This is a genomic window from Pirellulales bacterium (assembly GCA_035533075.1).
Lineage (GTDB): Bacteria > Planctomycetota > Planctomycetia > Pirellulales > JAICIG01 > DASSFG01.
The window spans coordinates 13744-40675 of record DATLUO010000091.1 but is presented as its reverse complement, the minus strand read 5'-3'; the positions used below and the strand labels follow the sequence as shown (position 1 = coordinate 40675).

Annotated in this window: 21 protein-coding genes; 14 read left to right on the top strand and 7 right to left on the bottom strand. The window is 63.1% G+C overall.

The window, feature by feature from the left end:
* The first annotated feature begins 34 nt into the window (after positions 1–34).
* A complete protein-coding gene (gene treS / locus VNH11_12280) occupies positions 35–3511 on the top strand; it encodes a maltose alpha-D-glucosyltransferase (GenBank protein HVA47136.1) in 3477 nt (1158 codons plus the stop codon).
* A 78-nt stretch (positions 3512–3589) separates the two neighbouring features.
* Entirely contained in the window at positions 3590–5503 is a 1914-nt protein-coding gene (glgB, locus tag VNH11_12275) for a 1,4-alpha-glucan branching protein GlgB (protein ID HVA47135.1), read from the top strand.
* A gap of 16 nt (positions 5504–5519) precedes the next feature.
* Here glgB and VNH11_12270 read toward each other — a convergent pair whose 3' ends face one another.
* Both VNH11_12270 and VNH11_12265 read right to left on the bottom strand, forming a co-directional pair.
* On the bottom strand, positions 5520–6479 hold the full coding sequence (locus tag VNH11_12270; GenBank protein ID HVA47134.1) for an outer membrane beta-barrel protein: 960 nt from the start codon (positions 6477–6479) through the stop codon (positions 5520–5522).
* Between the two features lie 239 nt (positions 6480–6718).
* The gene (locus VNH11_12265) at positions 6719–8959 is read right to left on the bottom strand and encodes a transglutaminase family protein (GenBank protein ID HVA47133.1); all 2241 of its coding nucleotides are present in this window, start codon (positions 8957–8959) and stop codon (positions 6719–6721) included.
* A gap of 617 nt (positions 8960–9576) precedes the next feature.
* On the opposite strand from VNH11_12265, the gene VNH11_12260 reads away from it, so the two are divergent.
* From VNH11_12260 to VNH11_12240, 5 genes are all read left to right on the top strand, one after another.
* On the top strand, positions 9577–10209 hold the full coding sequence (locus VNH11_12260; protein HVA47132.1) for a response regulator transcription factor: 633 nt from the start codon (positions 9577–9579) through the stop codon (positions 10207–10209).
* Positions 10209–11561: a mandelate racemase/muconate lactonizing enzyme family protein gene (locus tag VNH11_12255; protein HVA47131.1), complete on the top strand. Its 1353-nt coding sequence runs from the start codon at positions 10209–10211 to the stop codon at positions 11559–11561. Before VNH11_12260 ends, VNH11_12255 begins: the two co-directional genes overlap by 1 nt.
* A 127-nt stretch (positions 11562–11688) precedes the next feature.
* Positions 11689–13335, top strand: a complete 1647-nt coding sequence (locus VNH11_12250; GenBank protein ID HVA47130.1) for a S26 family signal peptidase — start codon at positions 11689–11691, stop codon at positions 13333–13335.
* A 404-nt stretch (positions 13336–13739) separates the two neighbouring features.
* The gene (locus VNH11_12245) at positions 13740–13973 is read left to right on the top strand and encodes a hypothetical protein (GenBank protein ID HVA47129.1); all 234 of its coding nucleotides are present in this window, start codon (positions 13740–13742) and stop codon (positions 13971–13973) included.
* A 90-nt stretch (positions 13974–14063) separates the two neighbouring features.
* The gene (locus VNH11_12240) at positions 14064–14468 is read left to right on the top strand and encodes a hypothetical protein (GenBank protein HVA47128.1); all 405 of its coding nucleotides are present in this window, start codon (positions 14064–14066) and stop codon (positions 14466–14468) included.
* A gap of 255 nt (positions 14469–14723) precedes the next feature.
* Here VNH11_12240 and VNH11_12235 read toward each other — a convergent pair whose 3' ends face one another.
* Positions 14724–17801, bottom strand: coding sequence for a tetratricopeptide repeat protein (locus VNH11_12235; protein ID HVA47127.1), 3078 nt, complete (start codon positions 17799–17801; stop codon positions 14724–14726).
* Positions 17802–17886: 85 nt separating this feature from the next.
* Entirely contained in the window at positions 17887–18870 is a 984-nt protein-coding gene (locus VNH11_12230) for a hypothetical protein (protein ID HVA47126.1), read from the bottom strand.
* A gap of 58 nt (positions 18871–18928) precedes the next feature.
* Between VNH11_12230 and VNH11_12225 the strand changes: the two genes are divergently transcribed.
* Positions 18929–19084: a hypothetical protein gene (locus VNH11_12225; GenBank protein ID HVA47125.1), complete on the top strand. Its 156-nt coding sequence runs from the start codon at positions 18929–18931 to the stop codon at positions 19082–19084.
* A gap of 6 nt (positions 19085–19090) precedes the next feature.
* On the opposite strand, the gene VNH11_12220 is transcribed toward VNH11_12225, so the two are convergent.
* From VNH11_12220 to VNH11_12210, 3 genes are all read right to left on the bottom strand, one after another.
* The gene (locus VNH11_12220; protein HVA47124.1) at positions 19091–19825 is read right to left on the bottom strand and encodes a hypothetical protein; all 735 of its coding nucleotides are present in this window, start codon (positions 19823–19825) and stop codon (positions 19091–19093) included.
* Positions 19826–20014: 189 nt separating this feature from the next.
* The gene (locus VNH11_12215; GenBank protein ID HVA47123.1) at positions 20015–21241 is read right to left on the bottom strand and encodes a DUF790 family protein; all 1227 of its coding nucleotides are present in this window, start codon (positions 21239–21241) and stop codon (positions 20015–20017) included.
* Entirely contained in the window at positions 21207–22607 is a 1401-nt protein-coding gene (locus VNH11_12210; GenBank protein ID HVA47122.1) for a DEAD/DEAH box helicase, read from the bottom strand. Before VNH11_12210 ends, VNH11_12215 begins: the two co-directional genes overlap by 35 nt.
* 271 nt (positions 22608–22878) lie before the next feature.
* Between VNH11_12210 and VNH11_12205 the strand changes: the two genes are divergently transcribed.
* The 6 genes from VNH11_12205 to VNH11_12180 all read left to right on the top strand — a co-directional run bounded on the left by VNH11_12205 (position 22879) and on the right by VNH11_12180 (position 26931).
* Positions 22879–23040 carry a hypothetical protein gene (locus VNH11_12205; GenBank protein ID HVA47121.1) on the top strand — a complete coding sequence of 54 codons (162 nt, stop codon included), beginning with the start codon at positions 22879–22881 and terminating at the stop codon, positions 23038–23040.
* A gap of 144 nt (positions 23041–23184) precedes the next feature.
* Positions 23185–23478 carry a hypothetical protein gene (locus VNH11_12200; protein ID HVA47120.1) on the top strand — a complete coding sequence of 98 codons (294 nt, stop codon included), beginning with the start codon at positions 23185–23187 and terminating at the stop codon, positions 23476–23478.
* Complete coding sequence (locus tag VNH11_12195) at positions 23475–24116, top strand: Shedu immune nuclease family protein (protein ID HVA47119.1); 642 nt, start codon at positions 23475–23477, stop codon at positions 24114–24116. Before VNH11_12200 ends, VNH11_12195 begins: the two co-directional genes overlap by 4 nt.
* A complete protein-coding gene (locus VNH11_12190) occupies positions 24100–24282 on the top strand; it encodes a hypothetical protein (protein ID HVA47118.1) in 183 nt (60 codons plus the stop codon). Before VNH11_12195 ends, VNH11_12190 begins: the two co-directional genes overlap by 17 nt.
* A 35-nt stretch (positions 24283–24317) precedes the next feature.
* Positions 24318–24707 carry a BlaI/MecI/CopY family transcriptional regulator gene (locus tag VNH11_12185; protein ID HVA47117.1) on the top strand — a complete coding sequence of 130 codons (390 nt, stop codon included), beginning with the start codon at positions 24318–24320 and terminating at the stop codon, positions 24705–24707.
* Between the two features lies 1 nt (position 24708).
* Positions 24709–26931, top strand: coding sequence for a M56 family metallopeptidase (locus VNH11_12180; protein ID HVA47116.1), 2223 nt, complete (start codon positions 24709–24711; stop codon positions 26929–26931).
* Position 26932: the final 1 nt, after the last annotated feature.

Genomic DNA, 26932 nt, shown 5'->3' with positions numbered 1-26932 from the left:
TGAACCCTGAACCCTGAACCCTGAACCCTCATAAATGCACAACGGTAAAAACGGTCACGTGGCGGCGCTGCCGGCCGATCCGCTCTGGTTCAAGGACGCTATCATCTACGAGCTGCACGTGCGCGCGTTTTGCGACGGCAACGGCGACGGCATCGGCGATTTTGTCGGCCTGACCGACAAACTTGATTACCTCCAGGATCTCGGCGTGACCGCCCTCTGGCTGCTGCCGTTTTATCCTTCCCCGTTGCGCGACGACGGCTACGACATCGCCGATTACACCGACATCAATCCCATCTACGGCACCCTGCGCGACTTCAAGACGTTCATGCGCGAAGCGCACGATCGCGGCCTGCGGGTGATCACCGAGTTGGTCATGAACCACACGTCGGACGCGCACTATTGGTTCCAGCGTTCGCGGCGGGCGCGGCCGGGCAGTTCCTGGCGAGAGTTTTACGTCTGGAGCGACACGCCCGCCAAATACCAGGACGCGCGAATCATCTTCCAGGATTTCGAGCACTCCAACTGGTCGTGGGACCACGAAGCCCAGGCCTATTACTGGCACCGCTTCTACAGCCATCAGCCCGACCTGAACTACGACAGTCCACGCGTCCGCCGGGCCGTGTTTCAAGTCATGGACCGCTGGCTGGAGATGGGCGTCGACGGCCTGCGGCTCGACGCCATTCCCTATCTGTTCGAGCGCGAGGGGACGAACTGCGAGAACCTGCCCGAAACGCACGCCCTGCTGCGCGAGCTGCGCAAGCACATTCAAGACAAATTCGCCGACCGCATGTTGCTGGCCGAAGCCAATCAGTGGCCGGAAGACGCCATTTCCTATTTCGGCGCCGGCGACGAGTGCCACACGGCGTTTCATTTTCCGCTCATGCCGCGGCTGTTCATGGCCACGCAGATGGAAGACCGCTTTCCGATCGTCGACATCATGCAGCAGACGCCGTCGATCCCGGCCAACTGCCAGTGGGCTCTCTTTCTGCGAAACCACGACGAGCTGACGCTGGAGATGGTCACCGACGAAGAGCGCGACTATATGTATCGCGTCTACGCCCACGACCGGCAGGCGCGCATCAACCTCGGCATCCGCCGTCGGCTGGCGCCGCTGCTGGGGAACAACCGCCGCAAGATCGAGTTGATGAACGGGCTGTTGTTTTCGTTGCCCGGCACGCCGGTGATCTATTACGGCGACGAGATCGGCATGGGCGACAATATCTATCTGGGCGACCGCAACGGCGTGCGCACGCCGATGCAGTGGAGCCCCGACCGCAACTCCGGCTTTTCGCGGGCCAACGCGCAGCAGCTTTACCTGCCGCCGATCATCGACGCGGAATACCACTTTCAGAGCGTCAACGTGGAGACGCAGCGGCTCAACTCGGAGTCGCTGTGGTGGTGGACGAAGCGGTTGATCGGCCTGCGGCAGCGGCACCCGGTGTTCGGCCGCGGGTCGCTGGAGTTTCTCTTTCCCGACAATCCCAAGGTGCTGGCCTTCGTGCGGGCCGACGACCGCGAGCAGGTGTTGGTGGTGGCCAACCTGTCGCGTTACGCGCAGTGCGCGGCCATCGACCTGGGGCGTTTCGAGGGGCAGATGCCGACGGAGATGTTCGGCCGCACGGCCTTTCCGCACATCACCAAGGAGCCGTATTTCCTGACGCTTTCGCCGCACGCCTTTTACTGGTTCGCCATCGAGCCCAAGCCGGTCGGCGGCAACGGCGCGGTGGTCGTGCCGGCGGCCGAGATGCCCAGCCTGCGAGTCGAAGGAGCATGGACGAACGCCTTCGAGAAAGGCCGGACCAAGACACGCTTGGAAGCGATCTTGCGCGACGCCATCCGCTTGCGGCGCTGGTTCGGTGCCAAGGCGCGGATTATCCAGTCGCTGCAGATTGTCGACACGATCGTCATGGAACATGAGGACGAGGCCGGACCGACCGTAATCGCCATCCTGCGGGTGGATTACGTGATCGGTGAAACGGAAACCTACGTTTGGCCGATGGCCTTTGCCCCTTCGCAGGCGGCCGCCGAGCTGCAGAGCAAAGTTCCCCAGGCGCCGATCTGCCGGCTGCAGATCGCCGGTGAGGCCGAGCCGGGGCTGCTCTACGACGCGCTCTGGCGGAACGAATTCACCAGCGGGCTGCTGGAAGCGATGCGGCGGCGGCGGCGGTTCAAGGGCCGCGCGGGTGAATTGGCCGGCCACGGCAGCAAGCTTCTGCGGCGGAGCATCGGCATCAGCCGGCACAACGGCGAGGATGTGGGTGGGCGGGACGGCGACATTACAACCAGCCGGCGGGACGCCGATAGCACAACCAGCCGGCGGGACGCCGACACCACAAGCACGCTGCCGGCGGCCACGGTGCTCAAAGGCGAACAGAGCAACAGCTCGCTGGCCTACGGCGACCAGTTCGTGTTCAAGCTGTTTCGCCATGCGCAACGCGGCGTCAACCCCGACTTGGAAGTCGGACGGTTTCTCACGGAGGAGGCCAAATTCGACCACATACCGCCGGTGGCCGGCTGGATGGAGTATCGCGCCGGCCGCGAAGAACCGCTGGTGGTGGGCATGCTCAGCGGCTTTGTGCCGAACCAGGGAACGGCGTGGCAACATGCGCTGGAAGTTTTGGCGCGGTACTTCGAACAGGCGGCCGTCGAACCGATGGAGATTACCGACAGCGACGACCTGCAAGCCGGTCAATCGTTGGTCGATCTGGCACAGCGCGAAATCTCGCGCACGGCGACCGAGCGACTGGGCGTCTTCCGCCACTCGGCCGAATTGCTCGGCCAGCGCACGGCCGAGCTGCACAAGGCGCTGGCCGGCGAAACGACCTTGCCGGAGTTTGCGGCCGAGCCCTTCACGCAGCACTATCAGCGTTCGCTCTATCAGTCGATGCGAAACCTGACGGCGCAAACGCTGGCGCTGTTGCGGCGGCGGCTGAGCGTGCTGGGCGAGGCGGTGCAGGCCGACGCCAGGGCGGTGCTGGAACACGATCGCGATCTCGACCGCTGCCTGCACGCCATCCTCAGCCGGCGCATTCGCGCCCTGCGGACCCGCACGCACGGCGATTACCACTTGGGGCAGGTGCTGTACACGGGCAACGACTTCATGATCATCGACTTCGAGGGCGAGCCTGCCCGGTCGCTCAACGAGCGGCGGATGAAGCGTTCGCCGGTGCGCGACGTGGCCGGCATGATCCGTTCGTTCCACTACGCCGCCTACACGGCGTATTTTCAGCACATCGAGCAATTTCCTGAAACACGTGAGTCGTTGCGGTCGGCGGCCCGACATTGGTATCTGTGGGCCAGCGCGCGATTTTTGAGCAAGTATCTGGAAATCGCCGGTCAGGCGTCGTTTTTGCCCTCATCCCTCGATGAGTTGAAGCTGCTCTTGAACGCGCTGCTGCTGGAAAAATCGGTCTATGAGTTGAACTACGAATTGAACAACCGTCCCGATTGGGTCGAGGTGCCGCTGCTGGGAATTACTGAGTTGTTGGAGGCGAGCCAGTGTGCGGCGTAGGGTGGGCCGGCGCTCGCAAGCTCGCTGGTCCCACCCTACACAGAACCTACCAAACAATCCAAAATCCAAAATCGAATCATGGCCGTAATTCAAGCAGATAAACCAAAAGTCAGCCCTTTCAGCTTGCTGAGCGAAGACGACCTCTACCTGTTCAACGAGGGAACGCACGCCCGGCTATACGAAAAGCTGGGCGCGCATCCCACCACGCTCGACGGCACGGCCGGCACGGCGTTCGCCGTCTGGGCGCCGAATGCCCGCCGCATCACGGTTGAAGCCTATGGCCGCGGAAGCTACGCGTTGCGGTCGCGCGGCAGTTCGGGCATCTGGGAGGGCTTCGTGCCCCAGATCGGGCCCGGCACGGTTTATAAGTATCGCGTCGAATCGAACTATGCGGACTACGTCGTCGACAAAGCCGATCCGTTTGCCTTCTATGGCGAGGTGCCGCCGAAGACCGCCTCGATCGTGCAACCGCTCGATTACGACTGGCGCGATCACGATTGGATGACTTCTCGCTATCGCCGCAATGCGCTGGACGCCCCGATCTCGATCTACGAAGTGCATCTCGGTTCGTGGCGGCGCAAGCCCGACGGCACGTGGCTGGGCTATCGCGAGCTGGCCACGCAGTTGATCGAGCACGTCGAACGCTGCGGCTTCACGCACGTGGAGTTCTTGCCGGTGATGGAGCATCCGTTCTATGGGTCATGGGGCTATCAGTGTACGTCGTACTTCGCGCCCACGGCCCGCTATGGTTCGCCGCAGGACTTCATGTACCTGATCGACGAGCTGCACCGGCACGGCATCGGCGTGATTCTCGACTGGGTTCCCTCTCACTTTCCCACCGATGGGCACGCTTTGTCGTACTTCGACGGCACGCACCTCTTTGAGCACGCCGACCCGCGGCTCGGTTTCCATCCCGACTGGAAGAGCTTCATCTTCAACTACGGCCGCAACGAGGTGCGGAGCTTTCTGACTTCGAGCGCCGTCTTTTGGCTCGACAAGTATCACGTCGATGCCCTGCGGGTCGACGCCATCGCTTCGATGCTCTATCTCGACTACTCGCGAAAGGCCGGCGAATGGATTCCCAACGAGCACGGCGGCAACGAGAACCTGGCGGCCATCAGCTTTCTGCGGCAGATGAACCAGCAGGTGTACGGGGCCTGTCCCGACGTGCAGACGATCGCCGAGGAATCGACCGCCTGGCCGATGGTCTCGCGGCCGCTGTACGTGGGCGGACTGGGCTTTGGCATGAAGTGGGACATGGGCTGGATGCACGACACACTGCACTACATGGCCAAAGATCCGGTTTATCGCAAGTTCGAGCACAAAGCGTTGACGTTCCGGGCGATGTATCAGTATTCAGAGAACTTCGTGCTGTCGCTCTCGCACGACGAGGTCGTTTACGGCAAGGGGTCGATCTGGAACAAGATGGCGGGCGACGAATGGCAGAAGTTCGCCAATCTGCGGCTGTTGTACGGCTACATGTTCACCTTGCCCGGCAAGAAGCTGCTGTTCATGGGCAGCGAGTTCGCCGAGCGGCGTGAATGGAACCACGAGGGGCAGCTCGATTGGGGTCTGCTCGACGACCGGCGCAACCAGGGCGTGGTCAACTGGCTGGCCGACCTGAATCGCGTTTACCGGCAAGAGCCGGCGCTGTACGAGAAAGACGTACAGGCCGGCGGTTTTGAGTGGATCGATTGCTGCGATACGGAGAACAGCATCCTCAACTATCTGCGTCGGGGCAAGACCGACCAGACAGGCATCGTGGTGGCGTGCAACTTTACGCCGGTGCCGCGGCACAACTATCGGCTAGGCGTGCCGACCAGTGGCCACTGGCGCGAAGTGCTCAACAGCGACGCCGAGTATTACGGCGGCAGCGGCATGGGCAACGCCGGCGGCGCCGATGCGGTTCCGATCGCGGTCCACGGCCGCTCGCATTCGCTGAACGTCACCATGCCGCCGCTGGCGGTGTTGGTCTGGAAAAGAGCAACGTAGGGTGGGGCCAGGGTCCCTACTTGCGGTGCCAAGGCATGTTCAACAGCCGCTTGCCGTAGCGGAATTCGAGTCCGGCCGTGAGAGCCACATAATTGAACGTCGAAGTCTGGGCGCTGCTCAGCGTCAGTTCATCCATCAGGTCGATCCGCAAGGCCCAGTGGTCGCTCCAGTGGTATTTCAGGCCCACGCCGAAGGGAAAGCTCAACAGCGTGTTGATGTGCCGGTGATGAAAGTCGTCGTAGAAATAGAAGTCGCTCCAGCCGATGCCGGTGGTGAGAAAAGGCCGCCAGCGCGTGTCGCCCAAGGGATAGAACATCACGCGGTACTCGCCGGTCACGCTCAGGCCGGTTTGCGGCAGTCGCTGGTGCAGTCCGTTGGTCAGGTTCAGGGCGCCAAAGCCGAGCCGTTTTTCAATGCCCCAGAAATGGTCATAGTCCCAGCCGAAATTGGCCCCCGCGTAGGCGCTGGGCAACTCATCGACGTGGTTGCGGATCAGCGGCCCGCCGTTCGTGGCACCCGCAAAACCGCTGATGGAGAAAGGCTGCGACCGCCAACCGTTTCCGGGCGGCAAGGGGCGACCGAAGCCAAAGTCCTTGCGATAATCGGGCGTGCGCGGTCCCCAGTAAGGCACGACTCCTTCCGGTGCGTGATTCCAGATGAATCGCCGTAGGGGGCTGGCGTCGGGAGGCGGGCCTTCCACAAGCGGGGCAGGCGCGCAAGGGCACGCAGGCTGGCAAGGATCGGCGGGCGCGTCGAGCCACTGCTGCTGCGGCGCGATCTGGCCTTCAAACGACGGCGCCGCTTCCGCGACCGCCGGCTCGTTGGAAAGATCGGGGCTGTCGGCGAACTGGGTGGCGGGAGACGAGTTCGGCCGCATCAGACCAGGCGGAGGGTAGTCGGCCGCCGTTGCCAACGTCGGCATCAGCGCGCAAGCCAGCCACGAGACCCAACAGGCTTTCGACTGTGGTCCAGACAAACTCATCTCATGGCCCTTACCGCTTTCTGCCGAATTGTGACGGCGGACTGTAGCGGGATGAACGCCGTGGGTCAACCTTACTCCTCGGTGCAGGAACGCTTTCGCGTGCGAGTCTGCGAAGTCTCGGTAGGGAACGGACTCCGTGCCGTTCCGCCGAATTTCGATGATCGCTCCGCGCGCTCGCAACGGCACGGAGTCCGTTCCCTACAGAGACTTGGCCGCGAGAAACGGGGGCAACCTTACTCCGCGCGGCGGAGAATCGCGTCGCGCAGCTCGGCCACGCGCTCCAGCTCGATACCCGGCGGCTCGTGGGAAAGCAGCCAATCGACGTCGTCCAGCGCCAGCCGCCCCTGGCCGTTCTGATAGCGGTAAAAGGCGCGATACATGCGGTCGTCGGCCGAGTCGGGCAAGATGGTCAAAATGGCATCCAGGTATCGCAACAGCGCGGGCAGGTCGCGGCCCCGGCCGGCGAGCGACTGCAAGTTCCGCAGGATCCGCACCAGCCAGGCCCGCTTTTCGACCGGCTTGAGCTGCTCGTCGTCGAGCGGCTGGCCGGTCGTGGCCAACACCCGCGATTGCGCCTGCTCGCGAGTCAGACGTTGGCCGCGGTCGAACACATCGATCAATTGTCGTTCCCCTTCCGCCGGTTGCCAGGCGACCACAAAATGGCCCGGCAGCCCCACCCCTGCCACATCCAGGCCCAGCCGCCGGGCCAGCTCCGTATACAGCAGCGAAAGCGTGATCGGCAGCCCCTCTCGGTCGTCCAGCACTTCATGGATGTAACTGTTGCGGCGATTGTAGTAGTCGCCTCGGCTGCCGTGAAAACCGTGGTGCGTAAAGAGAAACTCGTCGAGCGTCTTGAGCCGTGCGTCGTCATCGGAGTCGGCGGGCAAGCGCGATTTCAGCTCGTCGGCGAGCCGCTCGAACTGCTGGCGGTAAGCCGCCACGTCGACATCGTCGTTGTCGAGCTTGGCGATCAGCAGAGCGGCGTGCAACAGATCGACCTGGCCCTCGTCCTGGTCCAGTTCCTTGCGGAGTTCGGCCAGCACGCGTTGCTCGGCCACGGCCGCCGCGAGTTGGCGCAGCCTGGCCGCTTGTTGGTCGAGCAGCTTGGCCCGTTCGCGCAGCGCGACGACGGCCAGCTCGCCCTCGGGCGCCAGTCGCTCGATGGCGTCGGCATCGATTTCGCCCTTGGCCGGCAAGCTGCCCAATAAGCTCTCAACCTTCGCGGCCAGCGCCGCGTCGATTTGCGGCGACACGATTTCTTTGGCCAATTCGAAGCCTTTGAATTCGGCCCGCGTATCGCGGAACTTGGCCAGGCCGGCACGCCCGGGGTTCGGCTGGGCCTGCGTCGATTCGATCAGCAGCCGCCCGTTGACGTAGCACAGCACCTTCTCGCGATCGACGCGCACTTTGAGCCGGTTCCAATCGCCGGGCAAATAGTCGGGGCTGGCACGTTCATCGAGCACGTGCCAGGTGGTGACGTCGGGGCCGTCGAACTGCGTCAGCCGCAGTTTGCCGGCGCTGGGATAGAACCCGAAGTGGCGGTGGCCGCCGTCGCTGGCGAAAACCAGACCCGCCGCGCCGGCTTCGTCGTCGAGCCGCACCCACACGGCCAACTCGTAAGGCGACTCCGGCACCGCTTGTTGCGCCAGGCAGAGCGTGCGGCCGCCGAAGCCTTGACCGGCGCCGTCGACCAGCAGCTTTCCGGCCTTCTGACGCCAGTGGCCGCCGAACAGCGGCGCCCATTGCTTGGGGTCGGGTGCGCGAATGGCCAGCCAGCGGTCCATCGGAACCGGATTGGGCTTCTCGATCAGCGGCTTCAGGCGATTGACGGGCACGGCGAAACCGAGGTTGGCCGTGACCTGCGATTTCATGGTCAGCAGGCCGTAGACTCGCCCTTCGAGGTCGATGAGCGGGCCGCCGCTGTTGCCCGGCTCGATCGGTATGGCGAGCTGAATCATCTGCCGGCCGTCGATCTCGCGTTGCCCGGAAACGACCCCGGTCACGACGCTGTGGTTCAGCCCGTGCGGGTTGCCGACGGCCACGACCGGCTGGCCTTGCTTGAGGGTATCGGAATCGCCCAGTTCCAGAGCGGGCAGGTCGCGAGCGTCGATGCGGACCAAGGCCAGGTCGGCGGCGCGGTCGGAGGCTTCGATGGCCGTGACTTCGTGACGCTGGCCGTCGGCGGTCTCGACCGAAATCGGCCTGGCCTCGCCGATCACGTGCAGGTTGGTGGCGATGAGCCCGTCGCGGCCCACGATGAATCCGGTTCCCAGCCCGTCGCGTGTGCCGTCGCGTCCGGCGAACTTGATCACCACCACCGACGGCCGCACGGTTTCGAAGAGCTTTTCCACCGAGACCGGCAGGGAGTTGTCGGCATCGTCAGCCAAACCGCGTGGGCCGAAGGTGGCGACGGTTGCCAACGCGGCGGCAATCCAACAAAGGCCCAACGGCGGGCCACTCGAAAGTGAACGCATCGAACTCACCTCGTGGGCGAAAAAAGCATTGATGAGCCGGAAGTCGACAATATACTAACGATACCGCCAAAGGCCGGCGGTTTGCTAGCCGGTCCGCTTGGAAGAACCGACCGCCATGACGGGCGGGTCGTTGCCGCGAGCGGCATTTATACTTCACGCGGCCGAGAATGAGACGTTTTGCCGCGGAAAAGCGGTGGCTGGGGCAGAGCTTGGCCAGATAGCGGGTGGCGCGCGTCGACAGCCTGGCGGCCAAGCGATGCCCCGGTGCGTCCAACCTGGGCATCGCCTGGCCGCCGAGATGAACGAAGTGCCAGCCTGCACGCGGCCAGGCTCTGCCCCAGCCACCGCCAATGTCTCATTCTCGGCCGCGTGAGGTATGGTTCGTTTGGGCCATGCGCGCCTGCCAACAAAGCTGAACCGTTTAGGGAAAAAACTCGCGCCGCTCTGTTGCATCACCGGCCGTTCGTGCCCTAACATAGTGTGCTGCTAAGGTTGGCATGCCTGCTCAGCAGGACGCGTCGCCAACCCACCTCGGTTATAACCCTTGCCCGGGAGCCGAGGTTATTCTCATAATCGCTGAATTGAATCTTGAATTGAACGGACCAGCGGAGTAATCGATGTCCATTCGACTGTTAATTGCCGACGATCACGAGGTCGTGCGGTCTGGATTGCGGATCCTTTTCCAGGGGACCGATATTGAAATCATCGCCGAGGCGGTCACCGGCGAAGAAGCCGTCAAGCTCACCGACAAGCACAAGCCCGATCTCGTGCTGCTCGACATTCGCATGGGCGAGAGCGACGGGCTGAACGCACTGGCGCGGATCAAGCTCAACCGTCCTAAGATTCCCGTCATGGTCCTCTCGACCTACGACAACCCCACCTACGTGGCCCGCGCGGTCGCCCTGGGCGCCAGCGGCTATTTGATGAAAGGCCTGAAGCGTGAGGAGTTGTTGGCCGCCATTCACCGCGTCGCCGAAGGGGGCGATGCCTGGACACGCGAGGAACTGCGGCGCGTGACCGGCGCGCTGGCCACGCCGCGACTGGCGGCCGACGTGGAAGTGCCGTTGACCCAACGCGAGAGCGAGGTGCTGAAACAGCTTGCGCTGGGCCAGACGAACAAGGAAATCGCCGTCGTGCTGGGAATCAGCTATGAAACGGTCAAGGAGCACGTGCAACACGTGCTTCGCAAGATCGGCGTGACGGACCGCACCCAAGCCGCCGTCTGGGCGGTCCGCAAAGGACTGGTCTAGTGTCGAAGCCCACCGACATCTCGTTGAAAAGCGTGACGGTCGAGCAAGAGCGCATCGGCTATCGCGCCCCGATCAAGTTCGGCGGCCGCGTGGTCACCGATGCCGTTCTCTTGCACGTGCATGCCGACGTCGAAACGCGCGACGGCCGGCGTGCCCGCGGTTTCGGCTCGATGCCGATGAGCAATACCTGGGCCTGGCCGACGCGCGAGGTGCCCGCCGAAAAGACGTTGGCCGCCATGATCGAGCTGGGCTGTCGGCTGGCGGCCGAGGCCGACCAGTACCGCGGCCAGGGGCACCCGCTCGACATCACGACCGATCTGGCGGGCACGCACGAAGCCACCACGCAAGACGTGGTGCGCTCGTTGGGCATCGAGGAGCCGATGCCGCGGCTGGCCCAGCTTGTGGCGGCCAGCCCCATCGAGGCCGCGATTCACGACGGCTTCGGCAAGGCCCTGGGGTTGAATTCGTACAACGCTCTCGGCCCTGAATTCGTCAGCCGCGACTTGTCGGCCTGGCTGAACGAGGATTTCCGCGGTGAGTATCTCGACCGCTACACGCTTCGCGAGCCCAAGCCGCGGATGCCGCTCTATCACCTGGTCGGCGCGCTCGATCCGCTGACGGAAGCCGACGTGCAACAGCCGATCGGCGACGGCCTGCCCGAAACGCTCGGCCAGTGGATCGCCGCCGATGGGCTGACGCACCTCAAGATCAAGCTCAACGGCGACGATCTGAACTGGGACGTGGAGCGCGTCTTGGGGGTCGAACGCGAGGCGGTCGCGGCCCAGACGGCCCGCGGGTGTCGCCAGTGGCATTATTCGCTCGACTTCAACGAACGCTGTGCCGACGTGAGCTATGTGCTCGATTTCCTGCGGCAAATCGAAGAGCGAAATCCCGCGGCGCTGGCCCGCGTCCACTATATCGAGCAGCCGACGCACCGCGACCTGAAGGCCCATCCCCATCACCGCATGCATGCGGCTGCCAAGGTCAAGCCGGTGGTCATCGACGAGTCGCTGATCGACTTCGAGAGCTTGCTGCTGTCGCGCGAGATGGGCTATTCGGGCGTGGCCCTCAAGGCGTGCAAGGGGCAGACCGAGGCCCTGTTGATGGGCGCCGCGGCCCAAAAATACGGCATGTTTCTCTGCGTCCAGGATCTTACCTGTCCGGGCGCGTCGTTCTTGCACTCGGCCTCGATTTCAGCCCGCATTCCGACGGTGGTCGCGATTGAAGGCAACGCCCGGCAATACTGCCCGAACGGCAACCAAGGCTGGCGAGAGCGTTATCCCAGCATGTTCAACCTGCGCGACGGCACGCTGGGCACGGCCGTGCTCAATGGGCCGGGCTTGGGATATTGAGCGGAACGCAGCGGCGGAATTCGTGAGATTCTGGCGGCACCTGCGGCGCACGTTGTAGAATGCCGCTAGGCATTCCGGCAAAGCCGTAAGGAACCGGCGAGTTCACGTTTCCACCGAATTTGACATCATGTCACTTGCCAGCCTGATTGTGCTTCTGGTGGCGGCTCTAGTAGAGTCGTTTGTGGTAGGCACGCTACTATTCTATATCGCCGCGCAGTGGTGGAAGACGCCCCAGACGAGCCTACGGCGGGCCGCTGGACTTTGCGCGGCGCTTTTGGCCACCTCGGTGGTGGTGCCGGTGCTTGCTTGGCTCTTGCTGTGGACCAGTAAAGGCACCGACGTCACAGCCATAGTCGTGCTGATGCTGTGCTTCGCCGGTCTTCTCATCCAGTGGAACTGGGTCAGGATCATCCTTCGTACCAACGGTAGACGAGCCGCGGCGGTGTTTCTTTCGGCTAGCGTGCCGTTGGTGCTCGTGAACACGGCGTTGACCACGGCCACCAGGGTGCTCTTCGCCGAGGGCTTCATTGTGCCGACGGGCGCCATGGCGCCTACCATCATCGGCGCCCATGCCAAGCGCGCTTGCGCGAATTGCGGCTGCGGGTTCAACGTTTCACTAAGTGCATGGGTTGCGCGCCACAACAACGCAGCTGAGCCGCGTCGGGAAGAGATCATCACCAATTGTCCGAATTGCCGAGAGCGGCATGTCGTCGACGTAAAGGCGGAGACAATTCGCGGCGATCGCATCCTGTGCGATAAAACGACGCCCACCGAGCGTTGGTCGCTGGCGGTTTTCGTGAATCCGCGGGATCGGGACGAGAATTATGTCAAGCGAGTGGTCGGCCTGCCCGGCGAAGCGGTCGGGATCACCGGCGGCGAAGTCTTTATTAACGGCAAGCTGCTTCGAAAGGGGCCCCAAGTGGCTGCCGATCTTTGGCTGCCGTTGAACGACACCGCCCTCGTAGCGAAGGAACTGCGCGACGACACTCCGCGCTGGCGCCCGCGCGAGAAAACCAGCGGCTGGCGCGAGCAGGGAGGACGCTGGTCGCGGAACGCCGCCGGCGACGGCCCCGACAGGCTCGACTTCACCGGCGGAATCACCGATTTTGTCGCCTATAACGACCACACTCCGACGAATGGCTACCTGGATGAGCACCACGTCGGCGACGTGTTGGTGAGTTGCGAAATCGCCGATCTGAGCGGATCGGGCAAGCTTGGCTTCGAATGGCGATTTGGTGGCGCGAGCATCATCGCGGAATTGCAAAGCGACGGACACGTGGCGATGGAAGCGAAAGGCGTCGCGCAATGGGACGGGCCCAATCGCGGGCGTGCGGCGGGACGGCTCGATCGGTCCCTTAAGCCTGGTGACACGCTCGGCTTCGCGGTCCGCGATGGACAAGCCTATGTGCTGCATAACAATTATGTGGCGGCGCTTGCCACGTTCGAGCCGGATTACTTCGAATCGTCGGCAAGCATCGAGACATCTGACTTTCGTTGCCGGATCGCGATTGCGGCAAGCGACTGCTCAATCGACCTGCGTCGCATCACGGTCCACCGCGACGTCTATTACGTGGACAGCGAGATCGGCTTTGAACCGTTTTACGGCGAACCGAGCCAACCACTCGTGCTGGCCGCCGGTGAATGCTTCATGCTCGGCGACAACAGCGCTCGCTCAGTTGATTCCCGTTTCTTCGGCGGCGTGCCAACCGAGGACATCCTGGGAGTCGTCCGCTGGATTTACTGGCCGCCAAGTCGTTGGCACGAGCTTCAATAAGGAAGAAATCAGGCGGCGGCTCTCTCGTCTTGCGCCTGATTGGGAATCTGCTTGATGCTCGTCACCATATACCTGCGCGATCGGCCGGCGGCAACCGTTGCCACCCCCGCTTTGGCCGCTCCCTCTTGGACCGCGGCACCCCAGTGCCTTGATCTCGCGCTACCACGACCTGGCCTTTCAAAACAAGCTTTATTCGCAGCGCAGGCGCCATCTCACCCAGTACATCACTGAGTATCCCTTGCCCGACCGCGATGTGGCGCCTTCGCGGCAGGTTGTGAAAGCGATCAACGTACGCCGCCAATTCGTGATGGCGGAGACGCGGCAGACTACGGCAGATCCAATGCGGCCTTGGAGGCAGGCGTCGATTTGACGCAGAAGAACCGGTGGCATGTCTCCGATCTTGCTTGCACGACAAGCGCCGGGCGCACTTTGCTGCCCTGGCGGTCCGTGAAGGGGTAGTCGACGAACAACGGCAGGCGCTCGAAGCCGGCCGCGCGGTGCCCATCCAGGATGGACCGCAAACCTACTATGTCATCTCAGCCGATCAGCTCGAGAAGATGAAAGCTCTTCTCGAAGTCGCACAAACCGACCCGTCGTTTTACGAGGCCGGGGAGGTCCACCTCTACCTGGATCAATGAGCTCCATCATTCGCCAATGCCCTTTTTACAGAGCGGCGACACAGGTGACCGTCGCGGGTGGAGATCCGACCCTATCAAATCATTCTTTGGGTGAGCATCCGAGTCGGCACGGCCGTTTCGCGGCCCTTTCCGGCCATTCTCGACGTCGGGCATTCGCTGAACTTTTCGATCAAGGAGGAGCAGCTTCGCGATTGGGCTGGCATCCTGCACAGTGCTCTCAAGGAAATTGGCCGCACGACGCTGAACAACCGCCCGGTCTTCTTAAGCCGGGCAGGCGTGGGCTTACATCGCAATTTGAAGGGGCATCGGGACGAGCTTTTGGCGACGCCGCCGGTCCCACTCGAATTGCCCGAAGGCATTGTAGTTCATCCGCGCGACGATCTTCTAAGTCCGAGGCTGCCGCTTCTCGGGCTGCGGGCTCTTGTTCACAACCGGCTCAAAGCCATTATCGACGGACGCAAACTGGCCGTTTCGATCAACAAGGGGTTTTTCTAGGAGGCGGTCGTTTCGTCAGCCCAGACGATGCGGCCGGCCGTGGCGGCTCGATCAGGCCGAGCGCGATGCTCGCCAAGTCGCGATGACAACGCTCCAACGCGAGGGATTTGCCGATCGGCGGCGAAACCCGGTGGCAGCGGGCGAAGAGAGGGCGCAGATCGTTCTCCAAACAAGCTGCGCCCCGTTTTGCGCACACGAGTCGGCGGCTGTCGTGCTCGTGCCACGTTGAGTGTTTCGATATTGGACCTGTCCCGTTCAGCTACCCACCGAGACTGGACGAGATCGTGCGGCAGTGGCATCGTCCTCCGCAGCCAACCGCACCGACCGCGACAAGAGACATCCAGTCGTGCGTCGCTGGTTGGCGGCGCTTCGGCAACCTGCATTCGGTTTCATCGACCGATGCGCCGAACCGCACCTGAACGCTTCCGGGCGGACGGTCGGGTCGATCAGCAATTCGGTTTTTCCCGGCGGGCCAAGCTCCGTCGGCCAAGGACCACTCACTGACAGCCAGCCGTAGAGAGGTGTACCCGCGGGTATCGGCGGTCCCTTTAGCTGAAACCGCATCTCGATGCCGGGCAAGAACGCAAAATGGGCCGCTACCGGCTGCGGCTGCTCGTCGAACTTTCCTGGGACTGGCAACTCATGCGCCAGCGTCAGTCCTTGGGGACCACGGAGCGTAAAACGGACGAACCGGTCATTGGGCGTCAAAGGCAAAAGCTGCGAAGGCAAAAATGGCGTCAGAGGTGGCAGGTGCTCGCTCAGGTCAAGCGCCGCGATGACGGTGCCGCGGCGCGCTGCCTCGCTGAGCAATTCGGGCAGACGCCGCGTTGCCGTGCTCGTCAGAACTTCGAATTCAGGCTCGCTCGCGGGCTCGTTTCCGGCATGCGCCAGCACGAGCACTTTGATCACGTCTGTGCCGGATCTGGCGATATGGAGGTTGTCCTTCGTGAGTTGCAGTGACGGGGCCTTCTTGTTGCAACGCGCAGCCTCCTCGGGCGATAAATGTGCCGACTCGATCCGCCCAAAGAGATCTTTCGCCAATTCTTTGTCGGCCGCAAGCTTGAAACGCGCCATGCCTTGGTCGAACATCGGCACTCGCTGCGGAAAAGGCGCCGCGTTGTCTTCGAACTCCTCCATTTGAGCGCCTTCAAGAGCGAGCTGGAAACCGGCCGGCCCCTGCAATGTAAGGTCGTACAAAGGCGTCAACGGCCCGGCTTCGCTATTCCCCAACACTGCATCATTAATCGTTATCGTTTCGGTCGTCGCGCCCATGATTGGCGGCCGGACGACGGTGCGCCCCGCTTTCGCCTCTTGAGCTACATGAAGCGTCTGCAAGGCCAGCTCTGAATTCGGCTCCAACCGCACCGTTTCCTTCGCACCCGCAATCGCTTTGTCAAACTTCTTAAGTTGTAGCCAGCAGGCTGACCGCTGGCGGAGCATCTCGGCGTCGTCGGGCTTGAGCCGAATGGCCTCGGTCAAATCGGCCGCCGCCTTGTCCCACTGACCCTGATACTCCCAGACTTGCGAGCGCGCGCGGATCGCCTCAGCCTCGTGTCCCTTCATCTGCCTCAGCCGCTCGAAATCGGCCAGGGCCATGTCAAACTTGCCTAGCCTAGCTGCTACGTGGCCCCTCGACTCGAGAGCGCCCGCATCGTCCGGATCGATCCGCAAAATGGCGCTATACGCTTCATAGGCCTCCTCACTTCGGTCACCCCACGAGCACGCCATCGCGGTATGAAAGTAAGCGATCGTGTTGTTCGGTTCGATCTTCAGGACCGCCTGGCAATCGTCGATCGCTTTCTGGTATTCGCCCTTCAATGCGAAGGCCACCGCGCGATCGAGCAAGCAGGCGGTCTTCGTCGGCTCGGCGCCGATGCCGGCGGTCAAGTCTTCGATCGCCGCACCGTATTCGCCGCGCGACGTGTGAATTCCCGCCCGCTGGCAATAAGCCTCGCTCTCGTGGGGATTGATGCGAATGGCGGCGGAGAGGTCGTCCTGGGCCTTCTCGGTTTCATTTTTTGCCGACCAGATATAGGCCCGGTGGATCAGGGCATCCACGTGCCGCGGGTCAAGCCGCAAGGCTTGCTGAAAGTCATCGAGGGCTTCGTCCAGGCGCGCCGCACCGGGCAGGGCGCCGTCCGCATCCGGTTCGCTCCGCAAGCGGCCCCGTTGAACGTAAGCCTCGACGGTCTGCGGCGCCAGCTTCAGACATTCTCCGAGATCGACGATGGCGCTGGCATTGTCGCCCTTGCCGGCCCACACCTCGGCCCGTCGAAAGTAGAGACCGGCATCGTCGGCTTTCAGCGAGATGGCTTGCGTATAGTCGAGCGCCGCCGCATCGAGATTCCCCTTCAGCGAATGGGCGTAGGCGCGATATGAGAACGTAGATGCCGCTGCCACGCCCAATCGAATCGCCTCATTCAGGTCGGACAGGGCCTCGTCAAGTTTTTCTTGGAATGCGTACACGGCGCCGCGCGTGGCAAATCCTTCGCCGAGCTTTGGATTGAGCCGCAGCGCCTCCTGAGCCTCTGCCAGGGCCTCATCAAGTTTCTGGTTTCGAAGATAAACCACCGCATGGGCAGCGCGCACGTACGCATCGCGGGGATTTCGCCGCACGGCCTCCGCCAAATCGGCCAAGGCTTTTTCGAACTCGCGCTTGTTGGAGCGGCACCAGCCTCGCATAGCCCAAGAGTGAGAGTCGGCCGGGTTTACTTCGATGGCTGCGTCGAAGTCGCGAATCGCGCGCTCGTCTTCACCCAGGTTCATCAGCCGCACGCCACGCTCGGCGAGCACCGCCGCACCGCGTGGAGACAAATCCAGCGCACGGTCGTAGTTTGCCAGCGCTTCGTCGTTACGCTGCCGTTTAGCGGCGATTTTCCCGCGCACGAAGAAAGCGCGAGCGTTCTGCGGCTCCAGACGCAGCGCCTCACTGACGTCGGCCTCGGCTTTGCCGAAGTCGTTTTGATTCAACCAACCGCGCGCCCGGCCAAGATAACTGAAAACGCTTTCGCCCTGTTTGAGCTGTGCCGTGAAATGCTCGACGACGCCCTCTTCGCCCATGACGTCGCTCACTGGCAGCCAACCTTCGGCGAATTTCAGCCAGTCGCCCTCCTTTTGCTGCACCTCGAGCCAGATGCCCGTTAGCGACAGTTGGATGGTCGCCGAATTACCGTCGGGGGCCTCGCGCAGCACGACCGCCGGCGATTTGGCCAACACGAACCGGCCGGTCCATCCATCTGCGGCGGCATCGGCGGCGCTGTGGTCGACAGCATAGGCTGCCGAGAGCAAAACAAGCCCCGCAATTCCCAGCAGGCAAAGGAAACGCTTGAACATGACGGTACCTCCTTGCGCGACGGCCTTTACGCAAGCAGCATAGCATCATGCGTCGAGCGGCGGCAAGACCGCCTCTTCACCCTGCCTATTCCTTCCGCTTAGCGTTCTTGCCCGTAACGTCACCCAGTTCGACCACATCTCCGGGCTTGGCTTCCGTCAGGTCGATCGTGAAGCAGTTCTTTCCACTGGAGAAAAGCTGGACATTGAACGCGTTCATTTCGTAGACGTTTCCGGCCATCAGCCCTTTGATTCCGAAGCCGCCTTCCTTGTCCGTCGTCGTGTCTTCGATCCGGAAGTTGCCGTGCTTCGACGAGTTGCAATAGATACCATATCCCGCGGCCGGTTCTTCGGTTTCGGTTTCAATCAGCGTTCCGCGGACCGTGACCGAGGGTTGCAGGCGAACGGTCAAGTCGGCGGGCGGCTTGCCCTCCAGATGCAAGAGTCCGACCAAGGCCCCATCACCCGTTTTGAAGAACAGGTTTCGCGGCACGTCAGGTTGGTAATTGGTCAGCGTGAACTTGTCGTCCATCAAGGACTCGAAGAACGGGCCCTTTTCGACCAGTCCCAAGGCTTCGATGTGGGAGACCGGCGAGTCGTTCGGCCCGACGATCCGTCCGACCAACGAAATTCCAGCCGAAAGCGTCATGTCGCAGGTATATGAGTCGGCATCCACGCCCGGATCGATGAACTGAACGAGGTGCCAATTGGAAAGGGGCATGCCCGTCGGGGTCGTGGGTATGAAGTTGCTCTTGGGATCGTAGCCCTCGATTTTTTCCGCCCCCACGCTCAGAGGATAAATCGTTTTGCCGAACGAACGAACCAGCAGCACTCCCGGCCCCGGCAATCCGGCCGCGCGATACCGGCCCCCCGCGTCGGTCAAAAAGCGTTCCGATTCCCAACCGTCTTGAAGTCCGAATTCTTGTGGAATGTTCTTGTTTGTTCTCAATGCCAGGTAATCGACGCAGCCTTTGATCGGTTCGCCCGTGTCGGCGTCCGTGACCTTTCCTTCAATCTCGCGCACACATGGCGGGTTGTGCGCGAGCGCCTCGACGTTCCAACCGCGTGACACGTCGCTTGTCGGCGCCGGGGCGACGCGACACGCGTGTCGTTTGCTGTTCGACGCGATCATGGAAAGCCGCGTCGTGCGTTTGCGGCCGATTCTGTTCACCGCCAGTGCGGCGATGCTGGGCGCCATGCCGATCATCATCGCCCCGATCATTTCGGGCCTGGCCTGGTCGCTGATCTTCGGCCTGTTCGCCTTCGCCTGTTCACGTTGTTCGTGATCGCGGCTACCGTCCGTATCGGTAGATCACGATCTTTGGCTTTGCCCGCTCGTAGTCGCTGCCCGGATAGGGCGATAGGCCAACCTGCTTGAAATCCGAGATCCACTGCGTGCCATCGTACATCGCCACGTGCCCGTCGATGTGATCTTTCTTGATGCCCTGGGCGGCAGCTTTCGTAAATCCGTCGATAACGGCGACATCGCCTGTTTGGTAAGGCGTGCCAGCGCCCATCTGCGCGACGAAGCCGGCTTGGGTCAGCCGAGGGCCATAGTCTTTTGCGGCCCCTGACCCGGTCCGGGAAATGGTTAATCCGCCGGCCTCAATTGCCTCCCGGACGAACGTCGCGCATTTGCCGACGCCATAGGGCGATCCGGCCTTCGATCTCAGATGCTGAATCGCCTTGTCGACGTCCCATCTCGCGGACGGGCTCCCCTGGCTGAATGTGATCAGCGTTCGTGTCGTCGCGTTGTAGATCAGGTAGGCGGTTTGGCTGCAAATCCGATGAATCGTCTTCCCGTCGCGACCCGGCTCCGAGCTGCCGGCGGCGATCGCCCGCACGAGGTCCGCCGGCGTGTTGATGCCTCGCGATGGTCCGTCTTTGCGAAGCTGCTGGAAGAAATGCGTGCCTGTGCCCTCTTTCCAGCCACAAGCCGCCAAAGCGTTGAAGAATTCCGGCCCCGTGATTTCGGATAGCTTGCGATTCTGGATCAGGCCCGTGAACTTAATGTCCTGGATTCCCATGCGATCCTCCTTTCTGAGCCAGTTGAGGGGCGGCTCGTGTCAGCGCGAGGGCGATAAGGCTATAAAGGGTCCGGGAGCCGATGATGCAGTGCTCCCTGATTCTAGCAATCGGCGCTTCGGTTTGCGATCAGACCGAGGAGCCGGACGAGGCTTTAGCCAATGGGTTCCGACAAGCAGAGCCGGTACTCCCTATCTCTGCGAAAGCGACCGCAACGCGTCGAGCACACTCTTCACCGACAACGCGGCTTTGAAGCGGACGATGGAAAAGCCGGCGGCCGCGAACCGCTCCGCAAACGCCTCGTGGCGCTTGCTTTCGGCCAGCGCAAGGATGATTCGCTCGTCGCGGTAACGCCGCATCGTGGTCAACTTCGCTTCCAGGTATTCGGGCGTCCAAAAGCCGACGATCTCCAGCAACACGCGGCGGCCGTCGTCGTGCGCGAGCACGAAGTCGGGCACGAACACGTGCTGCTCGCGGCACAACACCTCGCCTTCGCGCAGCAGCGTCCAGCCCTCGCGCGGGGCGACGCCCCACTTGTCGGCAAACGCCGCTTCGACAGACGAGTCGAACTCTTCGGGCGGCGGCAGATGGCTGGTCAAACCGTCGGCCGGCGAAAGTTCGAGCCGGTTGATCCGCTGCTGCCCGCGTGTACGCACGAGCGCGTGCATCCGCCAGCCTCGGCACGCCAACAGGGCCGGCAGAAAGCGGGCCATCGCCGCGCCGTAGCGTCGCGTTTCGCGCAGCAACGACGCGGGGCCATCCAGCCGAATGACGTACTTGCCGTCGGCCGTGCGGCGGACCGTGTGCAGCAGCCGCGCCAACTTCGCATAGCGAAAGATGGTTTTGAAATCGTCCTCCGCCCAGACCGTCATCTCGACGGCGTCGAACAGGGCCGCCTGGGTCTGGGCCACGTTGTAACGCGCCAAAAGAGCGCGGCCGTCGACGTAGCCGGCAAACTCGCGCAGCCGATGGAAGTCGATGATGTCGGAAAACAGCCTCGCGTCGATGTCGTCCCAACTGCTGCCAAGCTCGGCGGCAATCTCCGCCTTGACCCGCTGCTCGTTTCGGCCGAAGAGGCCCTCGGCCGACGCGACCAACGGATGCGACGCGGCGGCGAGCTGAAACACCTTTTTTCGCAGTGCGGCCGCGTCGCCTGCCCGGTCGTAATCGTAGCTGCTGGCGTCGTCGAGCAGCTTGCAGAACGCTGCGATGCGCCGCACGGGGCAATCGGGCTCGTCGATGAAGATGTCGCGCACCGCGCGGTGCAGCTCGCCGCGCGTTCGACCCGCGCCGTGCCGATAGACGGTGAGCATCCGCTCGGCATAGCCGGCATAGCGGGCGTGCCTGCGGCGGTCGAGCCGGTCGGGCAGGACGCGGCCGCCCTCATATTCGACGATGGCGTGTTCCCTGGTAAGCATCGTTTCGCCGCCGCCGCCGCGAGCGGTCTTCTTCGTTGGTGCCCGTGCAAACGACCTCATACAACGTGGCCCGCTCGTTTCCGGCCTTGCGCAATATCCGCCCCAACCGCTGCTTGGCCTGACGCGCCGAGCCTTTGCCACCCAGGATGACGGCCACCTTGGCGGCCGGCAAGTCGACGCCCTCGTCGAGCACCTGGTTGGCGACGAGCGCCGGGTAGGTGCCGTCTTCCACGCCGCGCAGCACTTCCAGCCGCTCTTTTTTGCCGCAGTGGCTGAGCAGGCACGGGATGAGAAAGCGGCGCGACACCTCGCGGGCCATAGCGTTCGAGCCGGTAAAGACGATGGTCCGGCTTCCCGCGTGCAGGCGGAACAGGTCTTCCAGCACGCGCAGCTTTTCTTCGGCCCGGTCTTCGATGGCCAGCTTGGCACGATAGGCCCGCAGCGCGCGTCGCGCCTCGGGCGACTTGCCCGTATCGGCACACAACTCCGCCCAGCCGAAGTCGGGCTGAGTCTGTCGCCGCTGGCAGACGTATTGCCGCACTTGGCGGGCCAGGGCGTCGTAGCGCGCCTGTTCTTCGCGTGCCAGGAACACGGGTATCCGCACCACCTCGTAATTGGCCAGCGTGGAACCGCGGACCGCCGCCAAGGGAAGCGAATATGCGACCGGCCCGATGAGCCGTGCATAGTCGGCATGGCGGCCGTCCGATCGTTCGGGCGTGGCGGTCAGGCCTAGCCGCCACGGCGCGGCGCTCATCCGTGCGGCGTCGCGGCGCAGGGTGCCGAGCAGGTGGTGACATTCGTCGAACACGATCAGCCCGAACCGGTCGCCGAGCCGCTCGGTATGAATGAACGCGCTGTCGTAAGTGGTCACCGATACGGGCGAAACGCGATAGACGCCGTCGCCGACGATGCCGGCCTCGTAACCCAGGCGCTCGGCAATGCGGCGGTGCCACTGATACATCAGGTCTCGCACCGGCGCGACGACGAGCGTCGAAACGGCCAGGTCGCGAACGATCGACAAGGCCACTTCGGTCTTGCCGGTGCCGGTGGGCATGACCACCAGTCCGCGGCGCCCGGTCTGCCAGGCCGCCAGGGCCGCTTGCTGCTCCGCTCGCAACGGCGGCAACTCGATCTTGGACCAGCGGACCGGTTGCCACTTGGGTACGGTGTCGTGGCACGCCAGGCGGCGAGCATCGATCGCCGAGCGGACCGCGGGATACTCGATCGCGTCGATGCGCCACGCGGCCGTCCGGTCGTCCCAGGTCCAAGGTAAATCGCCAAAAACGCGCCGGACGCCCGCCGCCGGAAGGTCTTTCAGCAGCAACGTGCCGCCGGCGAAGGACAGGGAGGGCGTGACAGGCGGCATGGCGGCACGAATCGCTCGACGGGACAACCGTGGCTCGGATCACGGCACCGGCGTGTGACAGCCCGCCTTTTGACAGGCCCCTTCCACTTCCTTTTTAGCTTACCGCAAACACCTCCGCAACTTCTCCATTGTGGCGCACCATGCCTTCTGGGGCCGTGCCGGAAACCGGTGGCGACAAAGACGGACGCCCCCCACCAATGGCCAACTGTCGGATTCCGACAGTTGACCCGCCGCCGGGATCGGACGAAAACACTTTCGAAGAACAAGGGTCGTGCCCGCAAGTCGTTCGCCCGTTTACCGTGTTTGGCGGCGGCTGGTGGCCAACGGTTCCGGCGGCCCGAACGATTTCACCGAGCGTGCCCGCGCAGCCCTGGCCGCGGCCCAGCGCGCCATGCATGACTGCTTGATACGTTACGGCTGCCAGCGCACATAAACCGCGCGCCGCGGCAGGCGGAGGCGGCTCGATTACCTGACGGCAATGCTCTTTGCTTGTCCAATGCGATCCTACAGAATAGGATCAAATGAGGACCGTTCCACCCAATTCTGTCGAATCAGCGGCGCGCGAGGTGCATGTGACATGAACGTAGCAGTTACGAATGCGGCGAAGATTGCTGTAACGGGCTTGCCCGATGAAGATCGACGGCGGGTGCATGCTTGGTTCGACCATCTCAGGAACTGGCGTACCGATCCGGAGGTCCGAAAGAATTCGAAGCCCGTTTTCCCCGACGACGAGCATGGCGTCTACGTTCTGCGAACCACGTCGGACGTGCGAATCTTTTTCACCGTGGACGAAGATCAAATCACGGTCGTCGACGTTGCTCGAAAGGATTCTCTGCGGACGGTCAAAGCCGGAGACCACCGAGGGCTATGAAGAAACTGGCGGATGTCGATTTCGATCCCGCCAAAGGTGCGCAAGAGTTGCGGGAATTTGGCGAGCTTTTGGCGTCTCGTGCCGAACTCGCCGAACGTGCCGATATTCAGCAGTTTTTCAAGGAGCGGCGACACCTCTGCGCCCTCGTCGGGACATGTGGGCCACATGGATCGGTGGCCGACTGCCTCGCATTCGAATTTCCCATCGTAGGCGATTTTTCGGCGGACCTCGTCGTGGGCAATCGAGTGCCGCGCGCATTTTTATTCGTGGAGCTCGAAGACGCCAGGCAGAACAGCGTTTTCTCTCGGGTCGGCGACAGGGCAGCCCGAGATTGGAGTCCGCGGTTCAATCACGGCTTCAGTCAAATCGTCGACTGGTTTTGTTCGCTGGACGATTTCAAGCGGACCCGACGGTTCTCGCGCGATTTTGGCGGCGGACACGTTCGGTTCAGCGGCTTGCTTTTAATCGGCAGGTCGGCGAATTTGGAGGGCGACGAAAAGGAACGGTTAAGCTGGCGAGCGGACAAGGTGAAGGTCGACTCGGTGCAAGTTGGCTGCATGACGTACGATGATTTGTACGACGCGCTCGCGTTTCGCATGCGAGTCTGGGGCCTTGCCACCGATGCCGAAGAAAGTTAGCCACTTGCGGCAGACGAGGATGATGTCGACGGCGATCGGCTCTTTCGCGGCTGACTTTGGCGTGGCGACCGAAATCTCGGATTTCACCGGCTGGGAGTTGATGATTGAGGGACAAACCTCCTCCCGGCACGACGGCGTGCTGAATAATTCAGCATGGCGCTATTGACCGCCTCCCGCCTGGCTGCTAATTTTTTAGCAACTATGAGCCGCGCACCCGCCGACACACTGAGCCGCCGCGAACGACAGATCATGGATATCGTGTACGCACAGGGCGAGGCCACGGCGGCCGACGTCCGTGCCGCCCTGCCCGACCCGCCCAGCTACTCCGCCGTGCGCGCCCTGCTGGCGATCCTCGTCGACAAGGGGCATCTCAAGCACCGTTCCCAGCAGGGGCGCTATATCTATGTCCCCACCCGCCGCCGCGCCCAGGCCGGTCGCTCGGCGCTGCGCCGCGTGCTGGACACTTTTTTCGAGGGCTCACTCGAAAAAGCCGTCGCCGCCTTGTTGCAAGGGGCCGACGCCGACCTTTCCGATCAAGATCTCCAGCGCCTGGCGCAACTCATCCAGCAAGCTCGAAAGGAGGGACGCTGACATGTCCTCACTACTGACGCTCGTTTCTGCATCCGAATTGTCGGACCCGGCGCTCAAAAGCGCGGCCGTTGTGCTCCTTGCCGTGGTCGTTGCGGTGGTCTTGGGCCGGGCCTCGGCTGCCTGGCGGCACCTGGTGTGGTGCCTGAGCGTGGCGAGCTTGCTGCTCTTGCCGGTCCTGTCGCTGGCGCTGCCGGACTGGCGAGTGGCCTGGCTGCCTCAGTGGACCGCCAAGCCAACGGAGCTCGCCGCAACGGGGCACACCGGGCTCGCGCAGGCGAATCGCCCCGCGCCGCTCGATGAAGCACCGCACCATGATGCGGCGAACATCTTGCCGCCCATCGCCGCTCGTTCGGAAATGGAGCCGCACAATCTGCCGCCTGCCATCATCGAAACGACCAGCCCGCCGCGCTCCGCGATGCCATGGCTGGCGATCGCATGGCCGGCGGGCGGATTGCTGTCGCTCGTTCCGCTGGCGATCGGACTCTGGCAACTGGCCGGCTTGCACCGCCGTTCGCAAGTCATCGGCGATCGTCGCTGGCTGAACCTGCTCGACGAGTTGCGCCGGCAATTGGGCGTGCGCCGCAGTGTGCAACTCCGCCAATGCGAATCGGCACCTGCGCCGTTGACCTGGGGTGCGCTGCGGCCCGTGCTGCTGGTGCCTTTCGAGGCCGGCGCTTGGCCCGACGAGCGGCGGCGGTTGGTGCTGCTGCATGAATTGGCTCACGTCCGCCGCTGGGACTGGCTTACGCAACTGGTCGCCCACGTCGCCTGCGCCGTGTACTGGTTCAACCCGCTCGTCTGGTTGGCCGCAAGGCAAATGCGGATCGAGCGTGAGCGGGCCTGCGACGACATCGTGTTGGCCTCAGGCGCCCGGGCCAGCGACTATGCCCGCGAGTTGCTCGCGCTGGCGACGGGCCTGTCCGATGCGCAGGTGTCGGCGCTCGTGGCCGTGCCGATGGCTCGCCGCGGCGTACTGGATGATCGTCTCCACGGCATTCTCGACAGTCGCCGCAGTCGGGCGGCGCTCACCAGGTCGGCAGTCTGCCTGGGCGCGGCACTCGCGGCCGCCATGATGGCCCCGCTGGCCATGCTTCGCGCTGCTCCTCCCGAATCGACGGAGTCGGCACCTGCAGAACAGAAGAAGGAGCCGCCAGCCGCGCCCATCATGGATTTGGGCCCGGCCGGACGGCAAGTGGAGCAGGTACACGTCGACCGCGACCCACTCACGCTCAGCAATCCCGATGTCCACGAGATTTGGGATCTCACGATTGAAGAGGCCGTTCGGACCGCATTGGGGAACTCCAGAGTGCTGCGAAACATGGGCGGTTTTCTCTTCACGCCTGTTAGGCCGCAATCGGACCTGAAACAGGGCGCCAGCCAGGACGCCAAGGGGTCGGTGGGCGACTCAAAGGCCGTTCGCGGCACGAATGTCCGATTCGTCTTGGCGCGGATCGACGACGACGTCGCACTGGCCGACTTCGAGGCCGGCGTGCGGAACATGGTCAGCGACCTGGAACGGGCCTATTGGGATCTCTATTACCACTACCGCAACCTGAACGCCGTGCAGGCCGGACGCGACAGCGCGTTGCAGACGTGGCGAAAGGTTCACGCCTTGAACATGACGGGCGCCAAGGGCGGCGAGGCCGAGAAAGAAGCACAGACCCGCGAGCAGTACTTCCTCTTCCGCGCCCAGGCGGAAAACGCGCTGGGCCAGCTCTACACGGCCGAGAGCCGCCTGCGACACATGATGGGGCTTCTTCCGAGCGACGGCCGCCTGATCCGCCCGGCCGACGACCCGACCAGCGAGGAAGTCCGCTTCGATTGGAAGGAGGTCCTTTCCGAAGGGCTTAACCGTAGCGTTGAACCGTCAGACAAGGAAGAACTGTCAGACAAGGAACTGGAGTTGTTTCACCTTTTGACCAACGCCCTGCGCGATCTGGACCGCAACTACCAGGTGAGCCACACCACGTCCAATCGCCGGGTGGCGGCCGCCAAGCAGCTCGAGGCGGTCAAAGGCTCTTACGAGGTGGGCACCGCTACCCTCGACATGTTGCTCGACGCCCAGCGCCGCCTGGCCGACGCCGAGATCGCCTACTGGCGCGCCTTGGTCGATTACAACGTGGCGATCCTGCAGGTTCACTTCCGCAAGGGCTCGTTGTTGGAACGCAACGGCATCCTGCTGACCGAAGGGAGCTCGGCTGGTTTCGACGTCCGCAAGAAGTGAT